The sequence below is a fragment of the Bacteroides sp. AF25-38AC genome (assembly GCF_003602995.1).
Classification (GTDB): Bacteria; Bacteroidota; Bacteroidia; order Bacteroidales; family Bacteroidaceae; genus Bacteroides; species Bacteroides uniformis.
The window spans coordinates 106,208-128,618 of sequence record NZ_QTMD01000013.1 but is presented as its reverse complement, the minus strand read 5'-3'; the positions used below and the strand labels follow the sequence as shown (position 1 = coordinate 128,618).

Here is a 22,411-nt window from a genome sequence, read left to right as displayed (position 1 = left end):
AGTATGAAGATTATTACATATAACGTAAATGGGCTGAGGGCTGCCGTGACAAAAGGTTTTCCCGAGTGGCTGGCACAAGAGCAGCCGGATGTGCTTTGTTTGCAGGAAACAAAGCTGCAACCGGAACAGTATCCGGCAGAGGCGCTGGATGCTTTGGGGTATAAGCATTACCTATATTCTGCACAGAAGAAGGGGTATAGCGGAGTCGCTATTTTGAGCAAGCAAGAACCGGACCATGTGGAGTACGGCATGGGCATTGAAGAATATGATAACGAAGGGCGCTTTATCCGTGCCGACTTCGGTGATGTGTCTGTTGTGAGTGTTTATCATCCTTCCGGTACCAGCGGTGATGAACGCCAGGCCTTTAAGATGGTCTGGTTGGAGAAATTCCAGGAATATGTATTGGAGCTGGAACGTACGCGTCCTAAACTCATTCTTTGCGGCGATTATAATATCTGCCATGAGGCAATAGACATTCACGACCCTATCAGGAATGCCACTAACAGTGGCTTCCTGCCTGAAGAGCGGGAGTGGATGACGCGCTTTCTCAATGCGGGATTCATAGATTCCTTCCGTTGGCTTCATCCCGACAAGCAGGAATATACGTGGTGGAGCTATCGCTTTAATTCACGTGCCAAGAACAAAGGGTGGCGCATTGATTATTGCATGGTGAGTGAACCGGTGCGCCCGATGTTGAAGGAGGCGAGAATATTGGGTGACGTTGTTCATTCGGACCATTGTCCGATGTTGTTGGAAATTACAGAATAATGATGATGGAAACAAAAGACAGAATAGAAAAAGCTGTGGAGCTTTTCAAGAGTGGCTATAACTGCTCGCAGTCGGTAGTGGGAGCTTTTGCAGATATGTATGGCTTTACAGAAGAGCAGGCTTTCCGGATGTCCGCCTCTTTTGGTGGTGGCATAGGTCGTATGAGGCAGACATGCGGTGCTGCATGCGGCATGTTCCTATTGGCCGGATTGGAAAAAGGAGCTGTGGAAGGCAAGGACCGTGAAGGTAAGGCGGCAAACTATGCGTTGGTGCAGGAGCTGGCTGCTGAATTCAAGAAACGAAATGGCTCTTTGATATGTGCTGAATTGTTGGGGTTGAGAAAACCGGAAGGTTCGTCCGTTCCGGAAGCCCGTACCGAGCAGTATTATGCTAAACGCCCGTGTGCCAGGATGGTAGAGGTAGCTGCCCAAATTTGGACCGAATACCTGGAAAAAACGTCCTCAAAGTAAGAAAAAAGAACTTTTTTACCCCTTAGTAAGAAAAAAAGTGCCTAATAATGTGTTGTATAACATAAATATACCTATCTTTGCAGCGATATAAAAACACCGACATCTCTATCTTTGGAGATGAGGATAACGTTTAACTAAAAGCAAATAGAAATGTTAAAAGAAAAAGCTGGTAATGTTGCAGGACAGATTTGGACTGCACTGAATGGCACAGATGGCTTGACTCACAAGCAAATCAAGAAAGCAACTAAACTGATCGACAAGGACTTCTTCCTGGGATTGGGCTGGTTGTTAAGAGAAGACAAGGTCTCTACTTCTGAAGTGGAAGGCGAATTGTTTGTAAAGCTGAACTAAGCGAGGAATTGATTGGAATGTTATAAAAAGATGCGTTGGTACATGAATATGTTATCAACGCATTTTTTTTATTTGCTCTGTTTTCATTATCTTTGCGCACCCAATTAATAGATAGTTATTGACAATGAAGAATATACGAAATTTTTGCATTATTGCCCATATCGACCACGGTAAATCAACCTTGGCAGACCGTCTGCTGGAATTTACCAATACTATACAAGTAACTAACGGACAGATGCTGGATGACATGGACCTTGAGAAGGAAAGAGGTATCACCATCAAGAGCCATGCCATACAAATGGAGTATACCTATAAAGGTGAAAAGTATATTCTGAACTTGATAGACACTCCGGGACACGTGGACTTCTCGTACGAGGTGTCACGTTCCATCGCCGCTTGTGAAGGAGCCTTGCTTATTGTAGATGCTTCGCAAGGAGTGCAGGCGCAGACCATTTCAAACCTCTATATGGCGATTGAGCATGATTTGGAGATTATCCCCGTCATCAACAAATGTGACATGGCAAGCGCCATGCCCGAGGAAGTGGAGGACGAAATCGTTGAACTGTTGGGCTGCAAGCGTGATGAGATTATCCGTGCTTCCGGCAAAACAGGCATGGGAGTGGAAGAGATTCTGACTGCGGTCATTGAGCGTATCCCTCATCCGGAGGGTGACGAGGAAGCTCCGTTGCAGGCGTTGATTTTCGATTCTGTCTTCAATTCTTTCCGTGGTATCATTGCATATTTCAAGATAGTGAACGGTGTGATTCGTAAAGGGGATAAAGTGAAATTCTTCAATACAGGCAAGGAATATGATGCGGATGAAATCGGAGTGCTCAAAATGGAAATGATGCCACGTCCGGAGTTGCGTACGGGGGATGTGGGCTATATCATCTCGGGTATCAAAACCTCTAAGGAAGTGAAAGTAGGTGATACGATTACGCATATTGCCCGTCCTTGCGAAGTGGCCATCGCCGGTTTTGAGGAAGTGAAGCCGATGGTTTTTGCCGGTGTGTACCCCATCGAGGCGGAAGATTTCGAGGACCTGCGTTCTTCTTTGGAGAAGCTGCAGTTGAATGATGCTTCGCTGACTTTCCAGCCTGAGTCTTCATTGGCTTTGGGCTTTGGTTTCCGTTGCGGTTTCCTTGGGCTGCTCCATATGGAGATTGTGCAGGAACGCCTTGACCGTGAATTTGACATGAACGTTATCACCACCGTGCCCAACGTTTCCTACAATATCTATGACAAGCAGGGAAATATGACCGAAGTGCATAACCCCGGCAGCATGCCCGACCCTACCATGATAGACCGTATTGAGGAGCCCTATATCCGTGCTTCGGTGATTACTACCACTGATTACATCGGTCCTATCATGACTCTTTGCCTGGGCAAGCGTGGCGAGCTGGTGAAGCAGGAATATATTTCAGGTAACCGCGTAGAAATATACTATGACATGCCTCTTGGCGAAATAGTCATCGATTTTTATGATAAATTGAAGAGTATCTCCAAGGGATATGCCTCTTTTGACTATCATCCCCACGGTTTCCGCCCTTCCAAACTGGTGAAGCTGGATATTTTGCTGAACGGTGAGCCGGTGGATGCTCTTTCTACCTTGACACACTTTGACAATGCCTACGAGTTGGGACGCCGGATGTGCGAGAAGTTGAAAGACCTGATTCCGAGACAGCAGTTCGATATCGCCATTCAGGCTGCTATCGGTGCCAAGATTATTTCCCGGGAAACGATTAAAGCTGTGCGTAAGGACGTAACGGCCAAATGTTATGGTGGTGACGTGAGCCGTAAACGAAAATTACTTGAGAAACAGAAGAGAGGTAAGAAGCGTATGAAACAGATTGGTAATGTGGAGGTACCTCAGAAAGCCTTCCTGGCAGTCCTGAAGCTGGATTGATGTCGAAAGAATGAAATCTTAAATCAAATATACTTCTTTATGATTATTTTACGTACTATGAAAAACTTCTCGTCGCTGAATATAGCGGCGAGCATCTTGCTGTTTTTGATGGCTATTTTGGCGGCCGTTATTGCTAATTCACCAATGGCTCCGTTGTATCAGGGCTTTCTTTTGCAGGAACTGCATCTGCGCATCGGAGACTTCAACTTGTTCTCCCATGGCGGTCATCCATTGAAAATGATTGAGTTTATAAACGACTGCCTGATGACTGTTTTCTTCCTGGCCGTGGGGTTGGAGATAAAGCGGGAACTGCTGGTGGGTGAACTTTCTTCCTTTCGTAAGGCCTCTTTACCCTTTGTAGCGGCATGTGGCGGTATGCTGGTGCCGGTCATTGTCTATTCACTTCTGGTCGTTCAGGGTACTCCGGAAACGCGCGGTATGGCTATACCGATGGCTACGGATATTGCTTTTTCATTGGGTGTACTCAGTCTGCTGGGTAAACGGGTGCCTTTGAGCCTGAAAATTTTCCTGACTGCATTTGCAGTGGTCGATGATATTGGCGGCATTCTGGTTATTGCCATTTTCTATAGTTCCGAAGTGGCATACGGATATCTTATTGTAGCTGCTGTCCTTTATTTCTTCCTTTACTATATGGGGAAATTCGGTATGACACAGAAGATATTCTTCCTGCTTATCGGGGTAATTATTTGGTATTTGTTCCTTCAGTCGGGCATTCACAGCACTATTTCCGGAGTGATACTGGCCTTTGTAATACCGGCCCGTCCCCGTTTGGATGCCGGGAAATACATTAGACGCATCCGCGACATTATCGGTGATTTTCCGGTTACCAAATCAGATAATATTATATTGACCAATGAGCAGATTGCCACTCTAAAACAAGTGGAGCGCGCTTCTGATCATGTAATTAGTCCTTTGCAATCCTTGGAAGACAATTTGCATGGTGCGGTAAACTTTGTGATACTGCCGCTCTTTGCCTTTGCCAATGCCGGTGTGGTGTTCAGTGGAGGCGGTGGCGTTGTTGGCACTGTTAGTATAGCGGTGGCTGCAGGATTGCTTCTTGGCAAGTTTATCGGTATTTTTCTGTTTACCTGGCTGGCGGTCAAGAGTGGTTTGTCCTCAATGCCTCCGGGAATGAATTGGAGAAGTGTTGCCGGAGTATCCTTGTTGGGGGGTATTGGTTTTACGGTATCTTTATTTATTGCCAACCTTTCTTTTGCAGGAGAATATCCGGATTTGCTGAACCAGGCGAAGTTTGGTGTATTGCTGGGAACGATTGTTGCCGGTATGTTGGGATATATGGTACTGAATGCGGTGTTGCCGAAGGTTAAGAACAAATAGATCTCCACTTTGGAATACTGGACGAAGAATCGGTTCTTTAGGGATATTCGGTAAATCCTCTGAAAGATAAGTTGGGATGTGTCAATGATTTAAGAAAACGTATTCTTTGTTACAGAAACAGAAGAAATAGTCCATTATTCTTAAAAAACATTCGTATCTTTGCTGATACAAGTCGAAAAGGACCTTCCGGATATGAAGCACATAAAGGCAGTTGCCGGATACATATTGATTCTTTCTCTCTGCCTCGTGTGTGCACACCCTGCCCATGCGGAAACACGGCGTATTGCGCTGATACACTCTTTCGAGCCGGGCTATCCGCCTGCTGCGAAGGCTCTGGAACTGTTGCAAAAAGAGTTCAGCCTTCTCGGCTTGGACTGCGATGTACGCGAATACTATCTGGACTGCGACCGCTACATGGAGGAGGCAGAAAACCTCCGTATGGCCGGTTTCGTGGACGACCTCTCTGCCTGGGGAGCCGAGTTGATAGCCGTGCTCGACGACCAGGCTGCCTATGCGCTGATGGCATGCAGACACCCGTTGGCGCATGAAATACCCGTTGTGTTCAGCGGTGTGAACTATCCCAACATATCTCTGCTCCTGCAATACCCCAACATCACGGGCTATGCCGACACGCCCGATTACTTGCGTACCATACGCATGATAGAGAGTATCATGGGAAAGTCGCGCATCTGCCTGATGAACGGACAAGTGTTTCTGGACCGCAAGATATGGCATGCGTTGAATGAGCAGTGTCGTGGGCAGGGGTTCGCCATCGTGACCTCTACCGAGGGTGCTTACTTTGCCGGTTCCTCCTATCACCGTGTGCGCGAGAGGGAGACTATCAGCCCTATACTGAAACGGCAGAACATAGACGTGTTGCTGGACACCACGAAGATTGTGCGCATGACGAGCGACTCCATAGCGATACGCCATCTGATGTGGCTGGGACGCGGCGACAATACGTTGCTGCTCTACACCAAGCGAGACTATACCACCAAGCGTGTGGGCATGCTCTTCGACAATCCCACGTTTCAGACCATCAACGAGGGCTTCGGCTTTGCCGACTACTTGCTGGGAGGATATTTCACTCCACTGGAAAGCCAGATAAGATACATGGCGACCGGTATCAAGGAACGCCTCGAAGGGCGGATGCCCCGGCAGCAGGTGACGGAATGCGCCAAGCAGTACGTGCTGAACTGGCATGTGCTGCAGAAGTATGGCATCCCGCTCGAGAGCATTCCGGCAGAGTACACTGTGATGTATATCCCTTTTTCGGAGCGCTACCGCTATCCTATACTTATCGGTTCCATCTTGGGCGCAGTCTTCGTGCTGACGGTGATAGTCTTGCTCTCCTTCAGCCTGCTGCGCGAACGCAGGCGCAAGCGTGAGGCATTGCGAAACCTCCTCTACGAGCATGAGACCCTCTGCCTGGCCATCGAAGGAAATTCTACCTACGCCTGGCGACTGGAGGGAGATTCCGTGTCCTGCGACTCGCAGTTTTGCGAGCTTATTCATCATCGCCCTGGCCGTCTTCTGCTCGATGAAATCACTCCCTACATCCATCCCGACGACTTACCCGCCTTCCGCAAGAACATAGCGGCAAGGCATGAACGCACGCACCACAAGGGGCAGTATCGCTGTAACTTCACCGGTGAGTTCCAGTGGTGGGAGTTCAGCTACAATACCATCCACACCCCCGGACACGCACCCATCATAGCCGGATTGCTGCAGAATATCCAGGAACTGAAAGATCACGAGCAGGAGCTGATAGAATCCCGCGAGCTGGCGGAGCAGGCCGAACTGAAACAGTCGTTCCTCAACAACATGAGCCACGAGATCCGCACTCCGCTCAATGCCATTGTCGGCTTCTCGGACATGCTGGCCAATGAGCCGGAGTTTTCAAACGAAGAGCGGCAGGAGTTTGTGGACATTATCAACACCAATACCAAACTGCTGCTGAAGCTGGTGGGCGATGTGCTGGAACTGTCGCGCATCGAGTCGGGTAACCTCTCGTTCACCTTTCAGCGGGAGAGCGTGTGCCGGTTGCTCGATGACGTCTATCAGACGCATAGCCTGCTTATCCGGCCGCCGTTGCAGTTCCTCAAGGATTTCCCTCCCGAAGATGTGCAGGTGAATGTAGACCCCATGCGACTGACACAGGTACTCACCAACTTCCTGAACAATGCCAACAAGTTTACGAAAGGAGGCAGCATCCGGCTGGGGTATTGCTGTCCGTCCGGCATGAGCGAGGTACATCTTTATGTGGAAGATACCGGCATAGGCATTCCGCACAGCGAGCAGAAGATGATTTTTGAGCGTTTCTACAAGCGTAGCGAGTTTTCCCAAGGCGTCGGGCTAGGCTTGTCCATCTGTGTGCTCATTGTCGAAAAGATGGGAGGACGCATCGAACTCCAGTCCGAGGAAGGCCGTGGAAGCCGTTTCACAGTGGTACTGCCTTGTATTGAATAAATCCTTAAAAAATGTAATCGCGTTGTAATGCCTTTATATATAATTTTGCGTATCTTTGCCAATGTTTTAAGAAATATAACGTTTTAAGAAACTAATTTAAAAGACATTATGTTAAAGAGAGTAAGAATTATACTGACGGTGCTGCTGTTACTGGCCACCGTGGGTGTAGATGCGCAGGTCACCACAGCTTCTATGGCGGGTAAGGTGACGGATGCAAGTAATGAGCCCATTATTGGTGCCACTGTCCAGGCGGTGCACCAGCCTTCCGGTTCGCGCTACGGAACCGTGACCAATGTCGACGGACGCTATTCCATCCAGGGTATGCGCACCGGTGGTCCCTATCGGGTAGAGATTTCCTATATCGGCTATCAGACAGTTATTTATAAGGACATCACTCTCCAACTGGGCGAGGTGTATAACCTGAACGTAGAGATGAGCGAATCTTCCGAGCTGCTGAACGAAGTGATTGTGACGGCTGCCAAGACCAAGTTTACCGCCGAAAAGACGGGTGCCACTACCAACATCTCTTCTGCACAGATAACGCAGCTCCCTACCGTGAACCGCAGTATCAGCGACATCGCCCGCCTTTCTCCCTACGCCAACGGCATGAGCTTTGCCGGAGGTGACGGACGTTCCACGAACTTCACCATCGACGGTGCCAACTTCAACAACAACTTCGGACTGAGTTCCAACCTTCCCGGTGGCGGAAATCCCATCTCGATGGATGCCATCGAAGAAGTGCAGGTAGTTGTCGCCCCGTTCGACGTACGCCAGACGAACTTCATCGGTGGCGGCATCAATGCCATCACCAAGAGTGGTACGAACACATTCAGAGGTACTGCCTATACCTATTACCGCAACCAGGACATGCGCGGTAACCGCATCAACGGCGAGGACCTGGGAGCACGTTCCGATGAGTCCAAGACTACCTACGGCTTCACGCTGGGTGGTCCCATCATCAAGAACAAGTTGTTCTTCTTTGTGAACTACGAAAAAGAGAAGACTCCGGGAGAGGTTATAAAGTATCGCGCGCGCGAGGACGGTGAAGATGCGAAAGGTATGGTGTCCCGTACACTGAAGTCGGACATGGAGAAGGTGTACAACCATCTGAAGGACAAATACGGCTATGATGCAGGCTCCTACACCAATTTCCCTGCCGACGAGGAGAACACCAAGCTGCTGGCCCGCATCGACTGGAACATCACGGACCGCCATCGCTTGAGCCTCCGCTACAACAATACGAAGAATACGGCTTGGAATGCCCCGAACGGCAACTCTTCCGATACGGGATATCGCCTGAACAATACTTACCGCGTAGGTACACAGTCTATGGCGTTTGCCAACAGCATGTATTCCATGGACAACAAGGTGCAGTCTTGGGCGGCAGATTTGAACAGCCGCTTCACCGATAAGATTTCCAATCAGTTGCTGTTCACCTACACCAATATAGAGGACATGCGCGGCACCAATTCTTCTCCTTTCCCCTTCATCGACATCATGGCAGGCAAGGACGAGAATGGAAACCAGATTCTGGAACCGTACATGAGCGCCGGTTACGAGTTGTTCACCTACAACAACGGTGTGAAGAACAAGATTACGAACATTACCGATAACTTCACCTTCTTCACCGGTAACCACAAGCTGACGGCAGGTCTTAGCTATGAGCACCAGTTTGCCAACAACGCCTATATGCGTAACGGTACGGGATATTACCGCTATAACAGTCTGGAAGATTTCCTGAGTGGCGCAGCTCCCGAATCATTCGCTTTGACTTATGGCTTCAACGGTGTGGCCAACCCCAATGCTCAGGTTACCTTCAACCAGCTTGGTTTCTATGCCCAGGATGAATGGAACCTCGGCAACAGTCTGAAACTGACCTACGGTATCCGTTTCGACAACTTGATGTTCGACAACGACGACCTCCAGAGAAACGATGCCATCTATGAGCTTGACTTCGACGGGCAGCACATCGACACTGGCAAGTGGCCGGATTCCAGATGGCAGATTTCTCCCCGTATAGGTTTCGTTTGGGACGTGTTCAAGGACAAGTCGCTGAAAGTACGTGGAGGTACGGGTGTGTTTACCGGACGTCTGCCGTTGGTTTTCTTCACCAATATGCCGACCAATGCTTCTATGGTACAGAACTCCGTTACCTTTAAGACCCAATATGACAATGGAAAGGTGGTGGGCCATGATTCCCGTCTGGACCAGTTGGCAGGCGGCATGATTACGGACATGAACCAGATAATCGACAAGTTCAACCTCCCCACCACGATTGAGAAACACGTGGCGGGAAGCAAGATTTCCGGTGTGGCTCAGGACTTCAAGATGCCGCAGGTGTGGAAGTCGTCTATCGCGGTGGACTATCAGGTACCCGTATCTTTCCCCTTGACCGTGACGGGAGAGTTCATGTTCACGAAGAATGTGAATGCCGTTACCATCAACAACATCAATATCAAGAACCCCGACGAATGGAAGTACAATAAGCTGACCACCGTCAAGGGCGCTGATGGAAAAGACGTGACAACTACGGAACTGCTGCATACGGGTATGCAACGTTTCAATGGTGCGGATAACCGTATGGTGTACTCTTATTCTCTTTATGACAACCCCGACAAGAATGTGAAATATGCAGGCGACTTCGTGCATTACAATGGCAAGAATGCCGTGGTACTCGACAATACATCCAAAGGCTACGGCTATACGGCAAACATCACGGTGAATGCCCAGCCGGTGGACGACCTGATGCTGATGCTGGCCTATACGCACACGGAGTCCAAAGAAGTTTCCGGTCTTCCGGGCAGCGACCCCATCTCTACTTGGCAGGGACTGAACACGATTGACGGTTCCAATTATGTGGATGCACAACGTTCACAGTATGTGGTTCCCGACAAGGTGATTGCTTCTGTGGGCTACTACATTCCCTTCAGACACAAAGGCCTGCTTCGCGGCACACACCTGAATCTGTTCTATTCCGGTTATTCTTCCGGTGGTTACAGCTTTTGCTACACCAACGACATGAACGGCGACGGCATCAACAACGACCTGATGTATATTCCGAAGGATGATAGTGAAATCAACTTCAAGACAGAGGAAGACCGCGTTGCTTTCTGGAAATTCGTAGAGCAGGATTCGTACCTGAAGAATCACAAAGGACAGTATGCTGAGGCTTATGCCGCTCGCGCTCCGTGGGTACACCGTTTCGATTTCCGTCTGCTGGAGGACTTCGAATTCAAGATTGGCAAGACTAAGCATTGCTTCCAGTTGAGTTTCGACATCATGAACGTGGGTAACCTCATCAACTCCAAATGGGGTATCTCCAAGACCAACACCGTTTCCAACAGCAACCGAATCCTGAAGTATGAAGGGGTGAAGAGCGCCACTGACCTGACTCCGGTATTCTCCATGTATAAGGTGAACGGTGAATATCCTACCAAGACTTACGACACCTATCAGAACTACAGCGAATGCTGGAAACTGCAAGTCGGTATCCGTTACGTGTTCAACTAATCGGGTGCAGATAACCTCCGTTGAATGGCGGAATATGATAAGGCAAGGGCTGTTCCGGGATTTCCGGGACAGCCCTTATTGTTTTTGGCTTTCTTTACTTTATTGTATTTCAACCTCCATAATCACTGGATTGTGGTCGCTGCACAAATCCAGGTCTGGAGAGTAGTATGCAATACCCTTCAGGCTGGGGGAGTGGAAGATGTAGTCAATACGCAACATGCGTTTGGCATAGCGGTAGGTGTACATGTATCCGTTTCCGGCAGTGCGGAATCCGTCTTTGAGGGTTTTCCTCAAATGATGGTAGGTGTAGGAGGAAGGTATTGAGTTGAAGTCGCCGCATAGCAGCACGGGATAGGGGCTGGTCTTAGCGTAGTGGCTGATGACGTAAGTCTGCGTGGCCCGCTTCATGAAGTTTTCGTGCAGGGTGCCTGCGGCATCTTTGGCTGCCTGGACTTCGCGGCGGGTGTCGTCGGTGGCCAGCTCGCGTTCCCACTTCCTGCGCTTCTGGCTAACGCTGGTGGTCTGCAGGTGGTTGTTTATCAGACGTATGGTATCCGTACCCATCACTACATCGCACATCATGCTACAGTTGGAGCTGTGCTGGTAAGTGATGAAACGGTGGTTCGCCAATGGATAGCGGCTGAATACGGCGATAGGCAGTACGCCCTTGACGGAGTCTTCAGAAGGGATGAGCGCGTGTGACCAATGCGAGAGTACGCGCCGTATGCTGTCTGTGGGGAAGTCACTGTTGTCTCCGAACTCCTGGAAGCACAGCACATCCACGCCCTCCTGCTGCATGTACCGGGCTATCTCCTTGCAGGAATAACCGGTAATCTCACCTCCAAAGTTGTGTATGTTGTAGGTGGCTATCTTCAGATACTTGCCTGCCGGGGTCTTGTCTTTCGGCAGGTTGAGCTGGAAGACAGACGTCAGATATCCCCAGTTGCAGAAGAATGCCACCAGCGGAATCAGTGCCCAGCGCTTACGGGCCAATGCCCAGCAGAGTGCCGTTATCAGATTGACAATCAGGAGTACGGGCACTGCCAGCCCCAGTAATGGCATGATGACGGAATCGACCGGAGCTACATTTCCTGAGAAGGCTGCCATTATGGTGATGGTGGCCAAGACGAATGTCGCTGCTATCAGACAGATGTAGAACAGACCTTTTACGGCGGACTTTCCCATGTTGTTTGCTTATTTATTCACTACGTTCACCGGCTTGCCGTCTTGGTAGGCCTTGATGTTCCCGAGCATAATCTGCATGAGGCGTTCGCGCGCGGCGGTGCTTGCCCAGGCAATGTGCGGAGTGATGTAGCAGTTGCGGGCGGAGAGCAACGGATTGTCGGCACGGGGAGGTTCTTGCGAGAGTACGTCTACGCCGGCGGCATAGATGGTACCGTTGTTAAGTGCGTCGGCAAGGTCTTGTTCGTTGATGAGCGGGCCGCGTCCGGTATTGATGAGGATGGCGGTGGGCTTCATCAGTCGGAGCCGTTCTGCATTTACCATCTCGCGGGTGGAGTCGGTGAGGGGACAGTGCAGGCTGATGATGTCACATTCGCGGAACAGCTCGTCCAGCTCCATCTTGCGGATTTCGGGAGGAAGCTGGAAGTTGGTCTTGGAGGTGTAGGCACATACCTTCATACCGAAGCCGATGGCGATGCGGGCGGTGGTGAAACCGGTGTGGCCCAGGCCTACGATTCCGAGCTTCTTTTCGCGCAGTTCGATGAGCGGCGTGTCCCAGAAACAGAAGTCCTTGCTTGCTGTCCAGCGGCCCCGGTGCACCTCTTCGGAGTGGTGTTGCACTTGCTGGGTGATGTTTAGGATGTGGGCAAAGACCATTTGGGCTACGGAGTCGGTGCTGTAGGCGGGAATATTGGTGACGATGATTCCGCGTTCTTTGGCGGCAGTGGTGTCTACGATGTTATATCCGGTGGCCAGCACACCGATATACTTCAGTTCGGGCAGTGCCGCCATGTGTTCAGCGGTGAGTACAGTTTTGTTGGTCAGCAGGATTTCTGCACCAGCAGCGCGTTCCAATACTTCCGCAGGGGCGGTGCGGTCGTAGATGGTGCACTCGCCCAAGGCTTGCAATTCGTCCCAGCAGAGGTCGCCGGGGTTGGCGGCATAGCCGTCTAATACTACTATATTCATGGAGTTATGAGTTATGAGTTATTTGTTGTGGGGATTTTCTGTATCCGACTTTTAATCTCTAATTTTCAATTTTTAATTTGAATTGATAGTTTACCATTTCTTTTCCTCTCCCCAGAGTTGCTGCATCCGTTCCTTATGCTTTTGCTCGGCAGGGTTGAGTTGTGGTTCCCAGATGCGGCGGTCTTTCAGTTCGTCGGGCAGGAATTGCTGCTTGACGAAGTTGCCGGGGTAGTCGTGGGCGTACTTATACTTCTCGCCGTAGCCCAACTGCTTCATCAGCTTGGTGGGCGCATTGCGTAGGTGCAGGGGGACGGGGAGGTTGCCCGTTTCGCGTACCAGTTCCAGGGCATTGTTGATGGCCATATAGGCTGAATTGCTCTTAGGACTGGTGGCGAGGTATATGGTGGCTTCTGCCAGGGGGATACGTCCTTCGGGCCATCCCACTTTCATCAGCGTGTCGAAGCAGGCGTTGGCAAGCAGCAGCGCGTTGGGGTTGGCCAGTCCGATGTCTTCGGAGGCAGAGATGACGAGGCGGCGGGCTATGAAGGCAGGGTCTTCACCGCCTTCTACCATGCGTGCCAGCCAGTAGATGGCGCCATCCGGGTCGCTGCCGCGAATGGATTTGATGAAAGCGGAGATGATGTCGTAGTGCATCTCGCCGTCCTTGTCGTAAGCAAGAGGGTTCTGTTGAAGGCGTTCGGTCACCATGTCATCCGTGATGAGGACAGGGTCGGTGGCTTCGGAATCTATCACCAGTTCGAGGATGTTGAGCAGCTTGCGGGCGTCTCCTCCGCTGAAGCGGAGCATGGCAGTGGTTTCTTTCAGTTCTATTTTCCGTTCCTTCAGCACGGTGTCCGTGGTGATGGCGCGTTGCAGCAGTTCCAGCAGGTCGTCCTTCTCCAGTGACTTCAGGGTATAGAGCTGGCAGCGGGATAGTAGCGGGCGGATGACCTCGAACGAAGGGTTCTCCGTGGTGGCGCCTATCAGCGTCACGGTGCCTTGCTCCACGGCTCCCAACAGCGAGTCTTGCTGCGACTTGCTGAAACGGTGTATCTCGTCGATGAAGAGGATGGGACTGGCTTGCGAGAAGAAGCGGTTGCTCTTGGCACGCTCTATCACGTCGCGTACATCCTTCACACCGCTGGTCACGGCACTAAGTGTATAGAAAGGGGTTTCCAGCTTGTTGGCGATAATCTGTGCCAGGGTTGTCTTTCCCACTCCCGGAGGGCCCCATAAGATAAACGAAGAGATACGTCCTGCATCAATCATCTTACGCAGCACTGCACCCGGTCCCACTAAATGTTTCTGACCGATATATTCATCTAATGTTCTTGGTCTAAGCCGTTCTGCTAATGGTTGCATAGTATGTAACTCTTAAAAAATCATTAATATCATGAAGCGTATACCGCCCTTCTTCACTCCCGGTATATCCGTATAGGTCAGTCGGCGTACATATTCTATGTGGAGCAGCTTGAAGATATTGTAGATACCTACACTGGCTTCCACATAGGGAGTCTTGCCCATGACGTGGCTGGTGGGTACACCGTCGCGCATGGGGAAGAGGAACAAGTCGGGATTGTTGCTCTTGTATGGGTTGTTCTTGTCCGTCAGCGTGCCCCACAGACCACGGATGCGGAACATCTCACGCCACTTCAGCTTCTTGATGAGCGGGATGCGGTTGAAGAGTTTTCCGTTCATGTCATAGCTTAGGTTGAGGGAGGCGTAACGGTCGTTCAGGAACTCCATGTTGTTGATGAGGTTGAAGGACTCGTTGTTCTGCGTGATGTACGAGAGGTTTGCCATCGGTAGGTTCAGCAGGGGGAAGGGAACGGTGTTCCATTGCGCACCGGCACGTGCCGTTACGTCCAGCTTGCCCCACGAGCCGAGCCAGAAGCGCTTCCGGATGCTGGCTTCCGTCAGGTTGAAGTTGTACTCTCCACCCAGCACGCCCTTGAATCCGGCGGTGTGGGAGAGGGTGAAGGTGGGCGCATCCAACGATACGGGCACGCGGCGCTGTTTGGTGTTGACGAAGGTTTCGCCGGGAGCGTAACGCAGGGTCACACCCAGCTCGGTAGTGGTGATGTCGTGCACCAGCGTATTCTTTTCATCCCACTGTCCGGGTGTTTCTCCGTTGTTCTTCCAGTATTGCAGTTGCCCCGCAGGCTGGTCGTTGCGGTGGCGTGCCATGGCCTGTACGGAGAAGCCGGTATTGGTTTCCAGCTCGTAGGTCAGCGTGGCATCGCGCATGTAGGACATCTGGTCTACCGTGGTCCATTTCCAGCCGACAAATAAGTTGTCCTTGTCCGTGGCGAGGTACTTGTCCATGGGAGACATCACGTCGTAGGTGTACTTGAAGGCGATGTAGTGCTTCGGGAACTCCCACAATACGTATTCGCGTTTGTTGAAGGAGTAGGCCACCTGCCCGGAGTAGAACCATTTCTTGTCCTTGGTTCCGTAGGCGCCGTAACCGCTCAGGCTCCAATGCGGGTCGAGGTTACCGGTTGTCATACCGCTCAGACGGAAACGGGTGCCGTTGACGTAGTTGCTGGTTATCATTGTATTGATAGGACCGAAGTCGAACTTACTGGGATGTTTCTTGCTGCCCGTTTCCACGAAGTTCTCAATCAAGGCTTTCGCTCCGAAGATGACGTACTTGAAGCCGGGAATCTGTTCGATACGGTTCATGAATACGTCCATCGTGCTCTCCTTCTTGGTGAGAGGCACTTGGCGCACTTTCGCCCAATACTCGTCGCTCTTGGCAAGCATGTTCGCCTCCTTGATGACATTTCCTTTCAGGCGGAAGAGGCGGGGTTCTATCTCTGTGAACTGATAGTCGCTGTACTTGGTGGTCCGCTGTACTTCCAGGCCTTGGATGCCTTTCACAAAGTGCAGTTCCACGGTCATGTCGTCATCGGTCAGCACCCAGTTTCCGTCGGGCAGTTGTTCGAACTGCTGCACGATGTCGAGGTTTTCCACGAAGTTGACACCCGTCTTCTTGGGCAGGTTCATGGTACATTTCTTCACGGCATAGGTGGAGTCCTTCACCACGTAGAGGTGCCCCGTGAAACCGAAGTCCTGCGGGTTCTGGGGAACGAAGGTGAGGTGCACGCACTCCTGCCTATCCACCATGAGCGTGTCCATCAAGTAGTATTTGTAGAAGCTGATGGCTCCGCGGCCGATGGGGCTGACGAAGCGGCGTTGCAGCAGGCGGATGTCGTCGTCGTAGATGTTGATGTCGGAGAATACGTCCGTAAGGATGGTCCCCAGCATGTCTCCGGTGTTGAAGAACTCTTCGATACCAGTGGAGTTCATGCCTTCGATGATGGTCTTTTCGCTCTTGGGGCTTTTACGGAAAATGGTCTTGCTCGCCGTCTCCTTGATGGAGATGGGTAGAATCATCTTGTTGGTCTTGGGCGATACCTCCACCTGGTCTTTGAAGAAGGAGAATTTCTTGTAAATACCTTTCTCCATTTTGTCGGGGGTGACATCGTTGAGCGACATCTTCATCTTTTCATATTTCTGATACTGATAGTAGTCGTTCTCTTCCAGTTTCAGGGCCTTCTTGTTCTCGATGACCTTCTTCATAAACTCCACGGCGGGGTTGTTCTTGCGGGAATATTTCTCCTTCTTGGGCTTCACGACGACCTCGGAGAGCATGATGTCGTCCGGTTGCAACTTGACGTTCAGCACCCGGGTACCGGGATTCAGTTTCACTTTCTTGGTGATATAACCTACAGCGGAGAATGTCAGCTCATCCCAGCCTTTGCGGGTTTCCACCTGGTATTCACCGTTTGCGTTGGAGATGCCGCCTACACCTTTCCCTTCATACTGTACGGTGATGTACATCAGCGGTTCGTTCGTGAGGGAGTCTGTGATGACACCCTTTATCTGGGCGGATGCGCTGATGGAGACGAACAGTGACAGCAGGAAAAGGGCGTAAATTGTATATCTTTGCTTCATAAGTTACAGATAATTCGGGCGCAAAGTTAACAAATTAAGGTTAATCAAGAAGCAAATATAGACTAAAGAAACGGGAGATATGGTTAAATGAACGTGAAAGTCGTATGTCTTGTTTGCCGGATACAGATAAAAAACGTACAGAATCCTTATAGAAAAGTTGCCGGATATAAAGGATAAAGTTGCACAACGTATGGAGAAAGTTCTATCCCAAGCCTTGGGATAGAAAGACCCAAGCTTGGGATAAGCGTCCGTAGGTTTGGGATAGACGTTTGCAAGCTTGGGATAGAATTTATGGAGGATTATGAATTGTTGCCGTTCAGTAGTGTCTGTACGATGCGTTCCGCCGTTCGTCCGTCCCAGCGGTCGGGCAGGGTGGTGTGCTTCCATTCTCCGTGCAGCAGCTTGTCGAGCGAGGCGGAGAGAGCGAAGGAATTTTCGCCTACCAGCTCGTTGGTACCGATGCGCCAGGTTTCGGGATGCTCGGCATAGGTATTGAGGGTGATGCAGGGGACGTCGAGGAAGGTAGCTTCTTCGGCGATGTTTCCCGAGTCGGTGACGATGCCCCGTGCCTGGTTGATGAGGAATCCGAAGTGCAGGTAACTCTGCGGAGGCAGGATGTGCAGGTTGGGAGCATTCACTTCCAGCGACTTCACCGCCTTTTGCACGTAGGGGTGTAGCGGGGCGACGATAGGCATGCCGCCGGCCTTCTCGATGACGGTCTGGAGCAGGGAGTGCAGTACGGCTTTCTTCTCCAGCAGGTCGCGGCGGTTGAGGGTGAGCAGCAGGTAGTTCCCTTTCCGCAGGCCGAGGCTGGAGAACCACATGGGCTGCACCAGGCGGTGGCGGTTGAAACGGATGGTGTCAATCAGTATGTTGCCCACGTAGTGGATATATTCGGGTATCATGCCCTCCTGGTTGAGGTTGCGGTTGGCCACCATGCCGGCGGTGAAGAGATAGTCGGAAATGGCGTCCACGATGGTGCGGTTCACCTCGCGGGGCATGTTCATGTCGAAAGAGCGTGTGCCGGCTATGACGTGCGCCACCTTCAGTCCGCGCTTCTTGGCGACGATGGAGCAGCTCATAGTGGCGGTCATGTCATCTACCACCAGTACGACTTGTGCCGGATGCCCGTCCAACTCCCGCTCGAAGGCGAGCATGATGGAGGCTGCCACCTGCGAGTGGTTGTGTCCGGTGACACCGAGGTAGGCATCCGGTTTCCTCATGGAAAGGTCGGAGAAGAGCGAGGCATCCAGGCTGGTGTCATCCTGCGGACCGGTGTAGACGATGCGGTAGGAGATGTTCTTTCCTGCCTCTCTGGCGGCGTCGATGGCGCGGCAGATGGGGGCTATTTTCATGAAGTTGGGGCGTGCGCCCGATACGATTGTTATTCTCATTGTCGTAGTTGGTGAAAAATGATACGACAAAAATACGTTTTCTTAGGGAAATTATTTGTTACTTTGCCTATTATTTTCAGAGTGTCTGTTGAAAATACACACTTATTCAATGTTTAATTTATAATTTATAATTTTTAATTCTCAAAGTGATAATGCCAACATTTGTTCAGATACTCGATTTCATTGGCACATTTGCCTTTGCCATCAGTGGCATACGCCTGGCCTCGGCCAAGCGGTTCGACTGGTTTGGAGCGTATGTGGTGGGTTTTGTGACGGCCATTGGTGGCGGTACGATACGCGACCTGTTGCTGGACGTCACCCCGGGCTGGATGACGGATCCCATTTACTTGATTTGTACCGGACTGGCCTTGTTGTGGGTCATCCTCTTCGGTAAACATCTCATCCATCTGCACAATACGTTCTTCATATTCGACAGTATCGGCCTGGCACTGTTCACGGTGGTCGGCGTGGGCAAGAGCATCGCGCTGGGCTATCCCTTCTGGGTGGCCATCATTATGGGCAGCATCACCGGGGCTGCGGGAGGTGTGATACGTGACGTATTCATTAACGAAATTCCGCTGATATTCCGGAAGGAGATTTATGCGATGGCTTGTGTGGTGGGAGGAACCTTCTACTGGATGTGCCATCTTCTGGGGATGGAGTCTTTCGTGTGTCAGATTGTGGGCGGTGTGACGGTGTTCGTTACCCGCATACTGGCGGTGAAGTATAGGATTTGCCTGCCTATCCTTTCGGGCAATGAAGAGGAGCAGGAAGGGTAGTCCGTTATCTGCTGTCTGAGAATCTCAGGGATTTTCCGGTGAAATTCCGGGCAATGTGCAAAAGAACTTCAGGTGTTAAAAATAAGATTCCTCGGCATTTGGAACCGAAATGTCGGGGAATCTTTCATATTCCTCGTTCCCCTGATAAGGGGGAAGGAGGATGGGATTGCTAAAGGGATAAAACAAGGTTAGAACAATGCATCCTTCGTGTTGAAAAGTTTGCGTTCGTTCAGTTTCACTACCTTGCCGAATTTTTCCAGTCGCTTCAGGTCAATGTTCTTTGGGTTGCCCATGATGGAAATGCAGTAAGGTTTGTCTTTGATGTTCTCTTCGTAGAATTTCACGATGTCGTCAAAGGTCAGTGCATCTACTTTCGGCAGGTTTTCCTTTGCTGGGTCGTCTGTGTAGCCTCTGTAGCCCAAGTCTACCAGTTCCATGGCTTTGTTGCGGAAGCTGGGGTGACTGGTCAGCATGGCTTGGCGGAGGTAGCTCTTGATGTTGTCGATACGTTCCGGATTTTTCGGCATGTCGTTGACGAGACCCATCAGTACGTCCAATGCATCGTTTGCCTTGTCGTTCTGGGTACCGATGTAGCCGCGCAGATAACTTGCTTTTCCGGCTATGCCTTGCGTGCCGACGAATGCGTAGGCTGTATAGGCCATGGAGCGTTTTTCGCGGATTTCGTTCAGAACGATGCCGGTGAAGTCAAGACCGAAGTATTGGTTGAATGCGCTACGCAGCACGTCGTCCTTTTTGTCAGCCTTCTGCATCGGGATGTAGAGGTGGATTTGGGCTTGTTCTGCATCGTTGTTAGGCAGGAAGTAGACGGTGTTTTCGGTCACCGGCATCATGTCCTTTGCCTGTGGGGAGTTGGACGGGCGTTCGTTGGCCACCAATGGGAGGTTCTTGCTCAGGATATCGTATACTTGGTCGAAGGGGAGTGTTCCGGTGAAGAACACCTTTGCCTCGTAGTTGGAGGCGCGGTTGATGTCGCCCGTCAGTTCTGAAATCTGTAATTCGTAAATCTCCTTGTCGGTCAGTTCCTTGATGTAGTCTGATTTCTCTCCGTAGAGCATGTACTGCCGCAGTGCTTCGTTCAGGATGCTGACGTTGTCTTTGCGCTGCTGGCGCATACCCATTGCCGAACCTTTCAGACGTGCCAGTTGCTTTTCGTCCAGTTTTGGCATCAAAATCTGGCGTGAAAGTAGCTGGCAGGCTTGCGGCAGGGTGGCTTCGTAGCCCTCCATGATGATGTAGAGGTTGTCATCATCGGCTGTCACGTGGCAGGTTGCGTTCAGCTTGCTGAGTTCTTCTTTCAACTCTTGCGGTTCGTAGGCCCCCATGATGCCTGCGTTGTTCATCAACTGGGCGGCATAGCCAAGTTTTGGGAATTCGCGTTCACCGGCTCCGTATTGTACAACCAACTGGAATACGTTATTCTCCTTGTTGGGTGTGTAGTACATCTTTGAACGGTCGTTCAGTTGCTTGATTTGCACTTCGCCGTAGTCTGCGAATTTCTCCTCCATCTGTCCGATGGGCAGGTTTTTGAATTGTGTTGCATAGAGCGATTCTTTTCCTATCGGAGGTTCTACGGGTTTGTAACCCGGCTTCTCAATCTTGGCGTTCTTGTCAGGCTTTCCTTTTTCGATATATAGGGCCAGGTAATTGTCTGACAGATATTTCTTGGCTACTCGCTTGATGTCGTCAGTGGTGATGGCCATAATCTTGTCCTTGTAATTGAGTATGTCGCCCAAGTCCTGCTCGTTGTAGAAGGCGTTCATCAGTATCATGGCCTTGTCCTCGTTCGACTCCATTTCCAGGTCGAACTGGCGGCATTTCTCGGCTTTGATGGCATCAATTTTCCAGTCCTCGAATTCTCCGTTGGCGATTTGCTGGATGGCTTTCAAGGCTTTCTTTTCGGCGCTCTTGGTAGACTCGAAACGGCGCTGGTTTTCGTCGTAGAGGGGAATGGCCGCTACGATGGCGCGTCCTTGTTCGCGGAAAGTACGGGTGTAGGCTCCGGCGCTGGTCAGTTCACCGTCCAGTACCAGCTTGTCCATAGTTCCGGTCTGACTGTTGTTGTTCAGCAGTGCCAGAGCGATGTCCAGAGCGTCTTCGTCGGGATGTCCGGCAGGTACTCCATTGAATACCATTGCCACTTGCGGGTAGAATCCTACTTTAGCCGAATACTGTTTGCGGCCCTTTATTTCGAGGTTCTGGTAGACCTTGCGTTCGGGTGCGGGCTTAGCAGCCAGACGTCCGAAGGCGGCATTGATGCGTCCGCTGATTTGTTGGGCTTTGATGTTTCCTACGAGTACCAGTACCATGTTTTCGGGGACATACCATTGTTCGTAAAATTCAATCAGCTTGCTCAAGCGGGGATTCTTCAGATGTTCGGGCAGGCCGATGATGGAACGGGAGTAAGGATGTCCCTCAAAAGCTTTCTCCATCACGAACTGGTTCTGTGCACGTCCCTGGTCATCTTGTGAACGGTTATATTCTTCGTACACGTTTTCCAGCTCCGACTGGAAGGAACGGAATACGGGATGCAGGAAACGTTGTGAGGAGATTTCCAGCCATTTGTTTATCTGATAGGCAGGGAAGGAGCTGTGATAGAAGGTCCAGTCATAGTAGGTGCCTGCATTCACCCCTTTGGCACCCATGCTTTCCATCAGGTTGGAGTATTCGTTGGGAAGTCCCAATTTTCCAGCTTTGACGGTCAGCTCATTGATTTCCTTGCTGATGGCTTCTTTTTTTGCCGGGTCGGCTTCTTCGGCCATCTGGTCGTACTTGGCGATGATTTCCTTGTAGATCGGTTCTTCTTCCGTCCAGTTCAGCGCGCCTATCTTGTCTGTTCCTTTAAACATGACGTGCTCCAGGTAGTGTGCAAGTCCCGTGTACTCTTCGGGGTCGTTGATGGAACCGGCACGTACGCCTACCAGTCCGAACACGTCCGATTTGGATTCATCTTCCCATATATATACGGAAAGACCGTTCTTCAGCTTGAAAGCCTTCAGTCCTTGTCCAAAGGAGGGCAGGGAAATGATAAGGGCAGCCAGCAGAAGAAGTGACTTAAATTGAAATGATTTCATAAAATAAAGTGTTTTTATGTAATAAAAGTGTTTTCCTATATGTAGGCAAAGCTATAAAAAAATCACGTAACATTTACGAAATCTTCGGAAAAATGATGGTTTTCAGTATATAATATCACCCGCAAACTATCAGAGAGGGGGGTGTAAACTGTCAAATGATAGTTTTCACCCCTAATAAAAATCGTATTCCGTCCCCCGGGGC

Annotated in this window: 14 protein-coding genes; 8 read left to right on the top strand and 6 right to left on the bottom strand. The window is 50.7% G+C overall.

All coding sequences use genetic code 11. The features are described 5' to 3' along the window. Window positions 1–3 precede the first annotated feature (3 nt). From DWY55_RS10900 to DWY55_RS10870, 7 genes are all read left to right on the top strand, one after another. Complete coding sequence (locus tag DWY55_RS10900; RefSeq protein WP_005828268.1) at window positions 4–768, top strand: exodeoxyribonuclease III; 765 nt, start codon at window positions 4–6, stop codon at window positions 766–768. Beyond that, complete coding sequence (locus DWY55_RS10895) at window positions 768–1,238, top strand: C-GCAxxG-C-C family protein (RefSeq protein WP_034532774.1); 471 nt, start codon at window positions 768–770, stop codon at window positions 1,236–1,238. The genes DWY55_RS10900 and DWY55_RS10895 overlap by 1 nt, the downstream gene beginning before the upstream one ends. Window positions 1,239–1,388: 150 nt before the next feature. Next, a complete protein-coding gene (locus DWY55_RS10890; protein ID WP_005828272.1) occupies window positions 1,389–1,589 on the top strand; it encodes a winged helix-turn-helix domain-containing protein in 201 nt (66 codons plus the stop codon). 124 nt (window positions 1,590–1,713) lie between these two features. Beyond that, window positions 1,714–3,495: a translation elongation factor 4 gene (lepA, locus tag DWY55_RS10885; protein WP_022401063.1), complete on the top strand. Its 1,782-nt coding sequence runs from the start codon at window positions 1,714–1,716 to the stop codon at window positions 3,493–3,495. A gap of 39 nt (window positions 3,496–3,534) precedes the next feature. After that, window positions 3,535–4,854, top strand: a complete 1,320-nt coding sequence (gene nhaA, locus DWY55_RS10880) for a Na+/H+ antiporter NhaA (protein ID WP_117866864.1) — start codon at window positions 3,535–3,537, stop codon at window positions 4,852–4,854. 192 nt (window positions 4,855–5,046) lie between these two features. Further along, window positions 5,047–7,323: a PAS domain-containing sensor histidine kinase gene (locus DWY55_RS10875; protein WP_044467298.1), complete on the top strand. Its 2,277-nt coding sequence runs from the start codon at window positions 5,047–5,049 to the stop codon at window positions 7,321–7,323. A 108-nt stretch (window positions 7,324–7,431) separates the two neighbouring features. Further along, window positions 7,432–10,833, top strand: coding sequence for a TonB-dependent receptor (locus tag DWY55_RS10870; RefSeq protein WP_055288401.1), 3,402 nt, complete (start codon window positions 7,432–7,434; stop codon window positions 10,831–10,833). Window positions 10,834–10,932: 99 nt separating this feature from the next. On the opposite strand, the gene DWY55_RS10865 is transcribed toward DWY55_RS10870, so the two are convergent. The 5 genes from DWY55_RS10865 to DWY55_RS10845 form a co-directional block, all read right to left on the bottom strand. Then, a complete protein-coding gene (locus DWY55_RS10865) occupies window positions 10,933–12,018 on the bottom strand; it encodes an endonuclease/exonuclease/phosphatase family protein (RefSeq protein WP_044467293.1) in 1,086 nt (361 codons plus the stop codon). Between the two features lie 9 nt (window positions 12,019–12,027). Next, window positions 12,028–12,984 carry a D-2-hydroxyacid dehydrogenase gene (locus DWY55_RS10860; RefSeq protein ID WP_061411854.1) on the bottom strand — a complete coding sequence of 319 codons (957 nt, stop codon included), beginning with the start codon at window positions 12,982–12,984 and terminating at the stop codon, window positions 12,028–12,030. A gap of 90 nt (window positions 12,985–13,074) precedes the next feature. Beyond that, window positions 13,075–14,346 (bottom strand): replication-associated recombination protein A, encoded by a 1,272-nt coding sequence (locus DWY55_RS10855; protein WP_005828284.1) that lies wholly within the window; start codon window positions 14,344–14,346, stop codon window positions 13,075–13,077. Window positions 14,347–14,358: 12 nt separating this feature from the next. Continuing rightward, complete coding sequence (locus DWY55_RS10850; RefSeq protein ID WP_117878205.1) at window positions 14,359–16,944, bottom strand: DUF5686 and carboxypeptidase-like regulatory domain-containing protein; 2,586 nt, start codon at window positions 16,942–16,944, stop codon at window positions 14,359–14,361. A gap of 299 nt (window positions 16,945–17,243) precedes the next feature. Then, window positions 17,244–18,338 (bottom strand): UDP-N-acetyl glucosamine 2-epimerase, encoded by a 1,095-nt coding sequence (locus tag DWY55_RS10845; RefSeq protein WP_022401058.1) that lies wholly within the window; start codon window positions 18,336–18,338, stop codon window positions 17,244–17,246. 152 nt (window positions 18,339–18,490) lie between these two features. Here DWY55_RS10845 and DWY55_RS10840 point away from each other — a divergent pair, with 152 nt between their 5' ends. Next, complete coding sequence (locus tag DWY55_RS10840; protein WP_005836440.1) at window positions 18,491–19,117, top strand: trimeric intracellular cation channel family protein; 627 nt, start codon at window positions 18,491–18,493, stop codon at window positions 19,115–19,117. Between the two features lie 188 nt (window positions 19,118–19,305). On the opposite strand, the gene DWY55_RS10835 is transcribed toward DWY55_RS10840, so the two are convergent. Next, complete coding sequence (locus DWY55_RS10835; protein WP_005828298.1) at window positions 19,306–22,209, bottom strand: M16 family metallopeptidase; 2,904 nt, start codon at window positions 22,207–22,209, stop codon at window positions 19,306–19,308. Window positions 22,210–22,411 lie beyond the last annotated feature (202 nt).

Excerpts from the sequence above, each read along its gene's own strand:
- DWY55_RS10895 (WP_034532774.1), top strand. The coding sequence starts at position 768 with ATGATGATGGAAACAAAAGACAGAATAGAAAAAGCTGTGGAGCTTTTC.
- DWY55_RS10850 (WP_117878205.1), bottom strand. The coding sequence starts at position 16,944 with ATGAAGCAAAGATATACAATTTACGCCCTTTTCCTGCTGTCACTGTTC.
- DWY55_RS10890 (WP_005828272.1), top strand. The coding sequence starts at position 1,389 with ATGTTAAAAGAAAAAGCTGGTAATGTTGCAGGACAGATTTGGACTGCA.
- lepA (WP_022401063.1), top strand. The coding sequence starts at position 1,714 with ATGAAGAATATACGAAATTTTTGCATTATTGCCCATATCGACCACGGT.
- DWY55_RS10900 (WP_005828268.1), top strand. The coding sequence starts at position 4 with ATGAAGATTATTACATATAACGTAAATGGGCTGAGGGCTGCCGTGACA.
- DWY55_RS10870 (WP_055288401.1), top strand. The coding sequence starts at position 7,432 with ATGTTAAAGAGAGTAAGAATTATACTGACGGTGCTGCTGTTACTGGCC.
- DWY55_RS10860 (WP_061411854.1), bottom strand. The coding sequence starts at position 12,984 with ATGAATATAGTAGTATTAGACGGCTATGCCGCCAACCCCGGCGACCTC.
- DWY55_RS10855 (WP_005828284.1), bottom strand. The coding sequence starts at position 14,346 with ATGCAACCATTAGCAGAACGGCTTAGACCAAGAACATTAGATGAATAT.
- DWY55_RS10845 (WP_022401058.1), bottom strand. The coding sequence starts at position 18,338 with ATGAGAATAACAATCGTATCGGGCGCACGCCCCAACTTCATGAAAATA.
- nhaA (WP_117866864.1), top strand. The coding sequence starts at position 3,535 with ATGATTATTTTACGTACTATGAAAAACTTCTCGTCGCTGAATATAGCG.
- DWY55_RS10840 (WP_005836440.1), top strand. The coding sequence starts at position 18,491 with ATGCCAACATTTGTTCAGATACTCGATTTCATTGGCACATTTGCCTTT.
- DWY55_RS10875 (WP_044467298.1), top strand. The coding sequence starts at position 5,047 with ATGAAGCACATAAAGGCAGTTGCCGGATACATATTGATTCTTTCTCTC.
- DWY55_RS10835 (WP_005828298.1), bottom strand. The coding sequence starts at position 22,209 with ATGAAATCATTTCAATTTAAGTCACTTCTTCTGCTGGCTGCCCTTATC.
- DWY55_RS10865 (WP_044467293.1), bottom strand. The coding sequence starts at position 12,018 with ATGGGAAAGTCCGCCGTAAAAGGTCTGTTCTACATCTGTCTGATAGCA.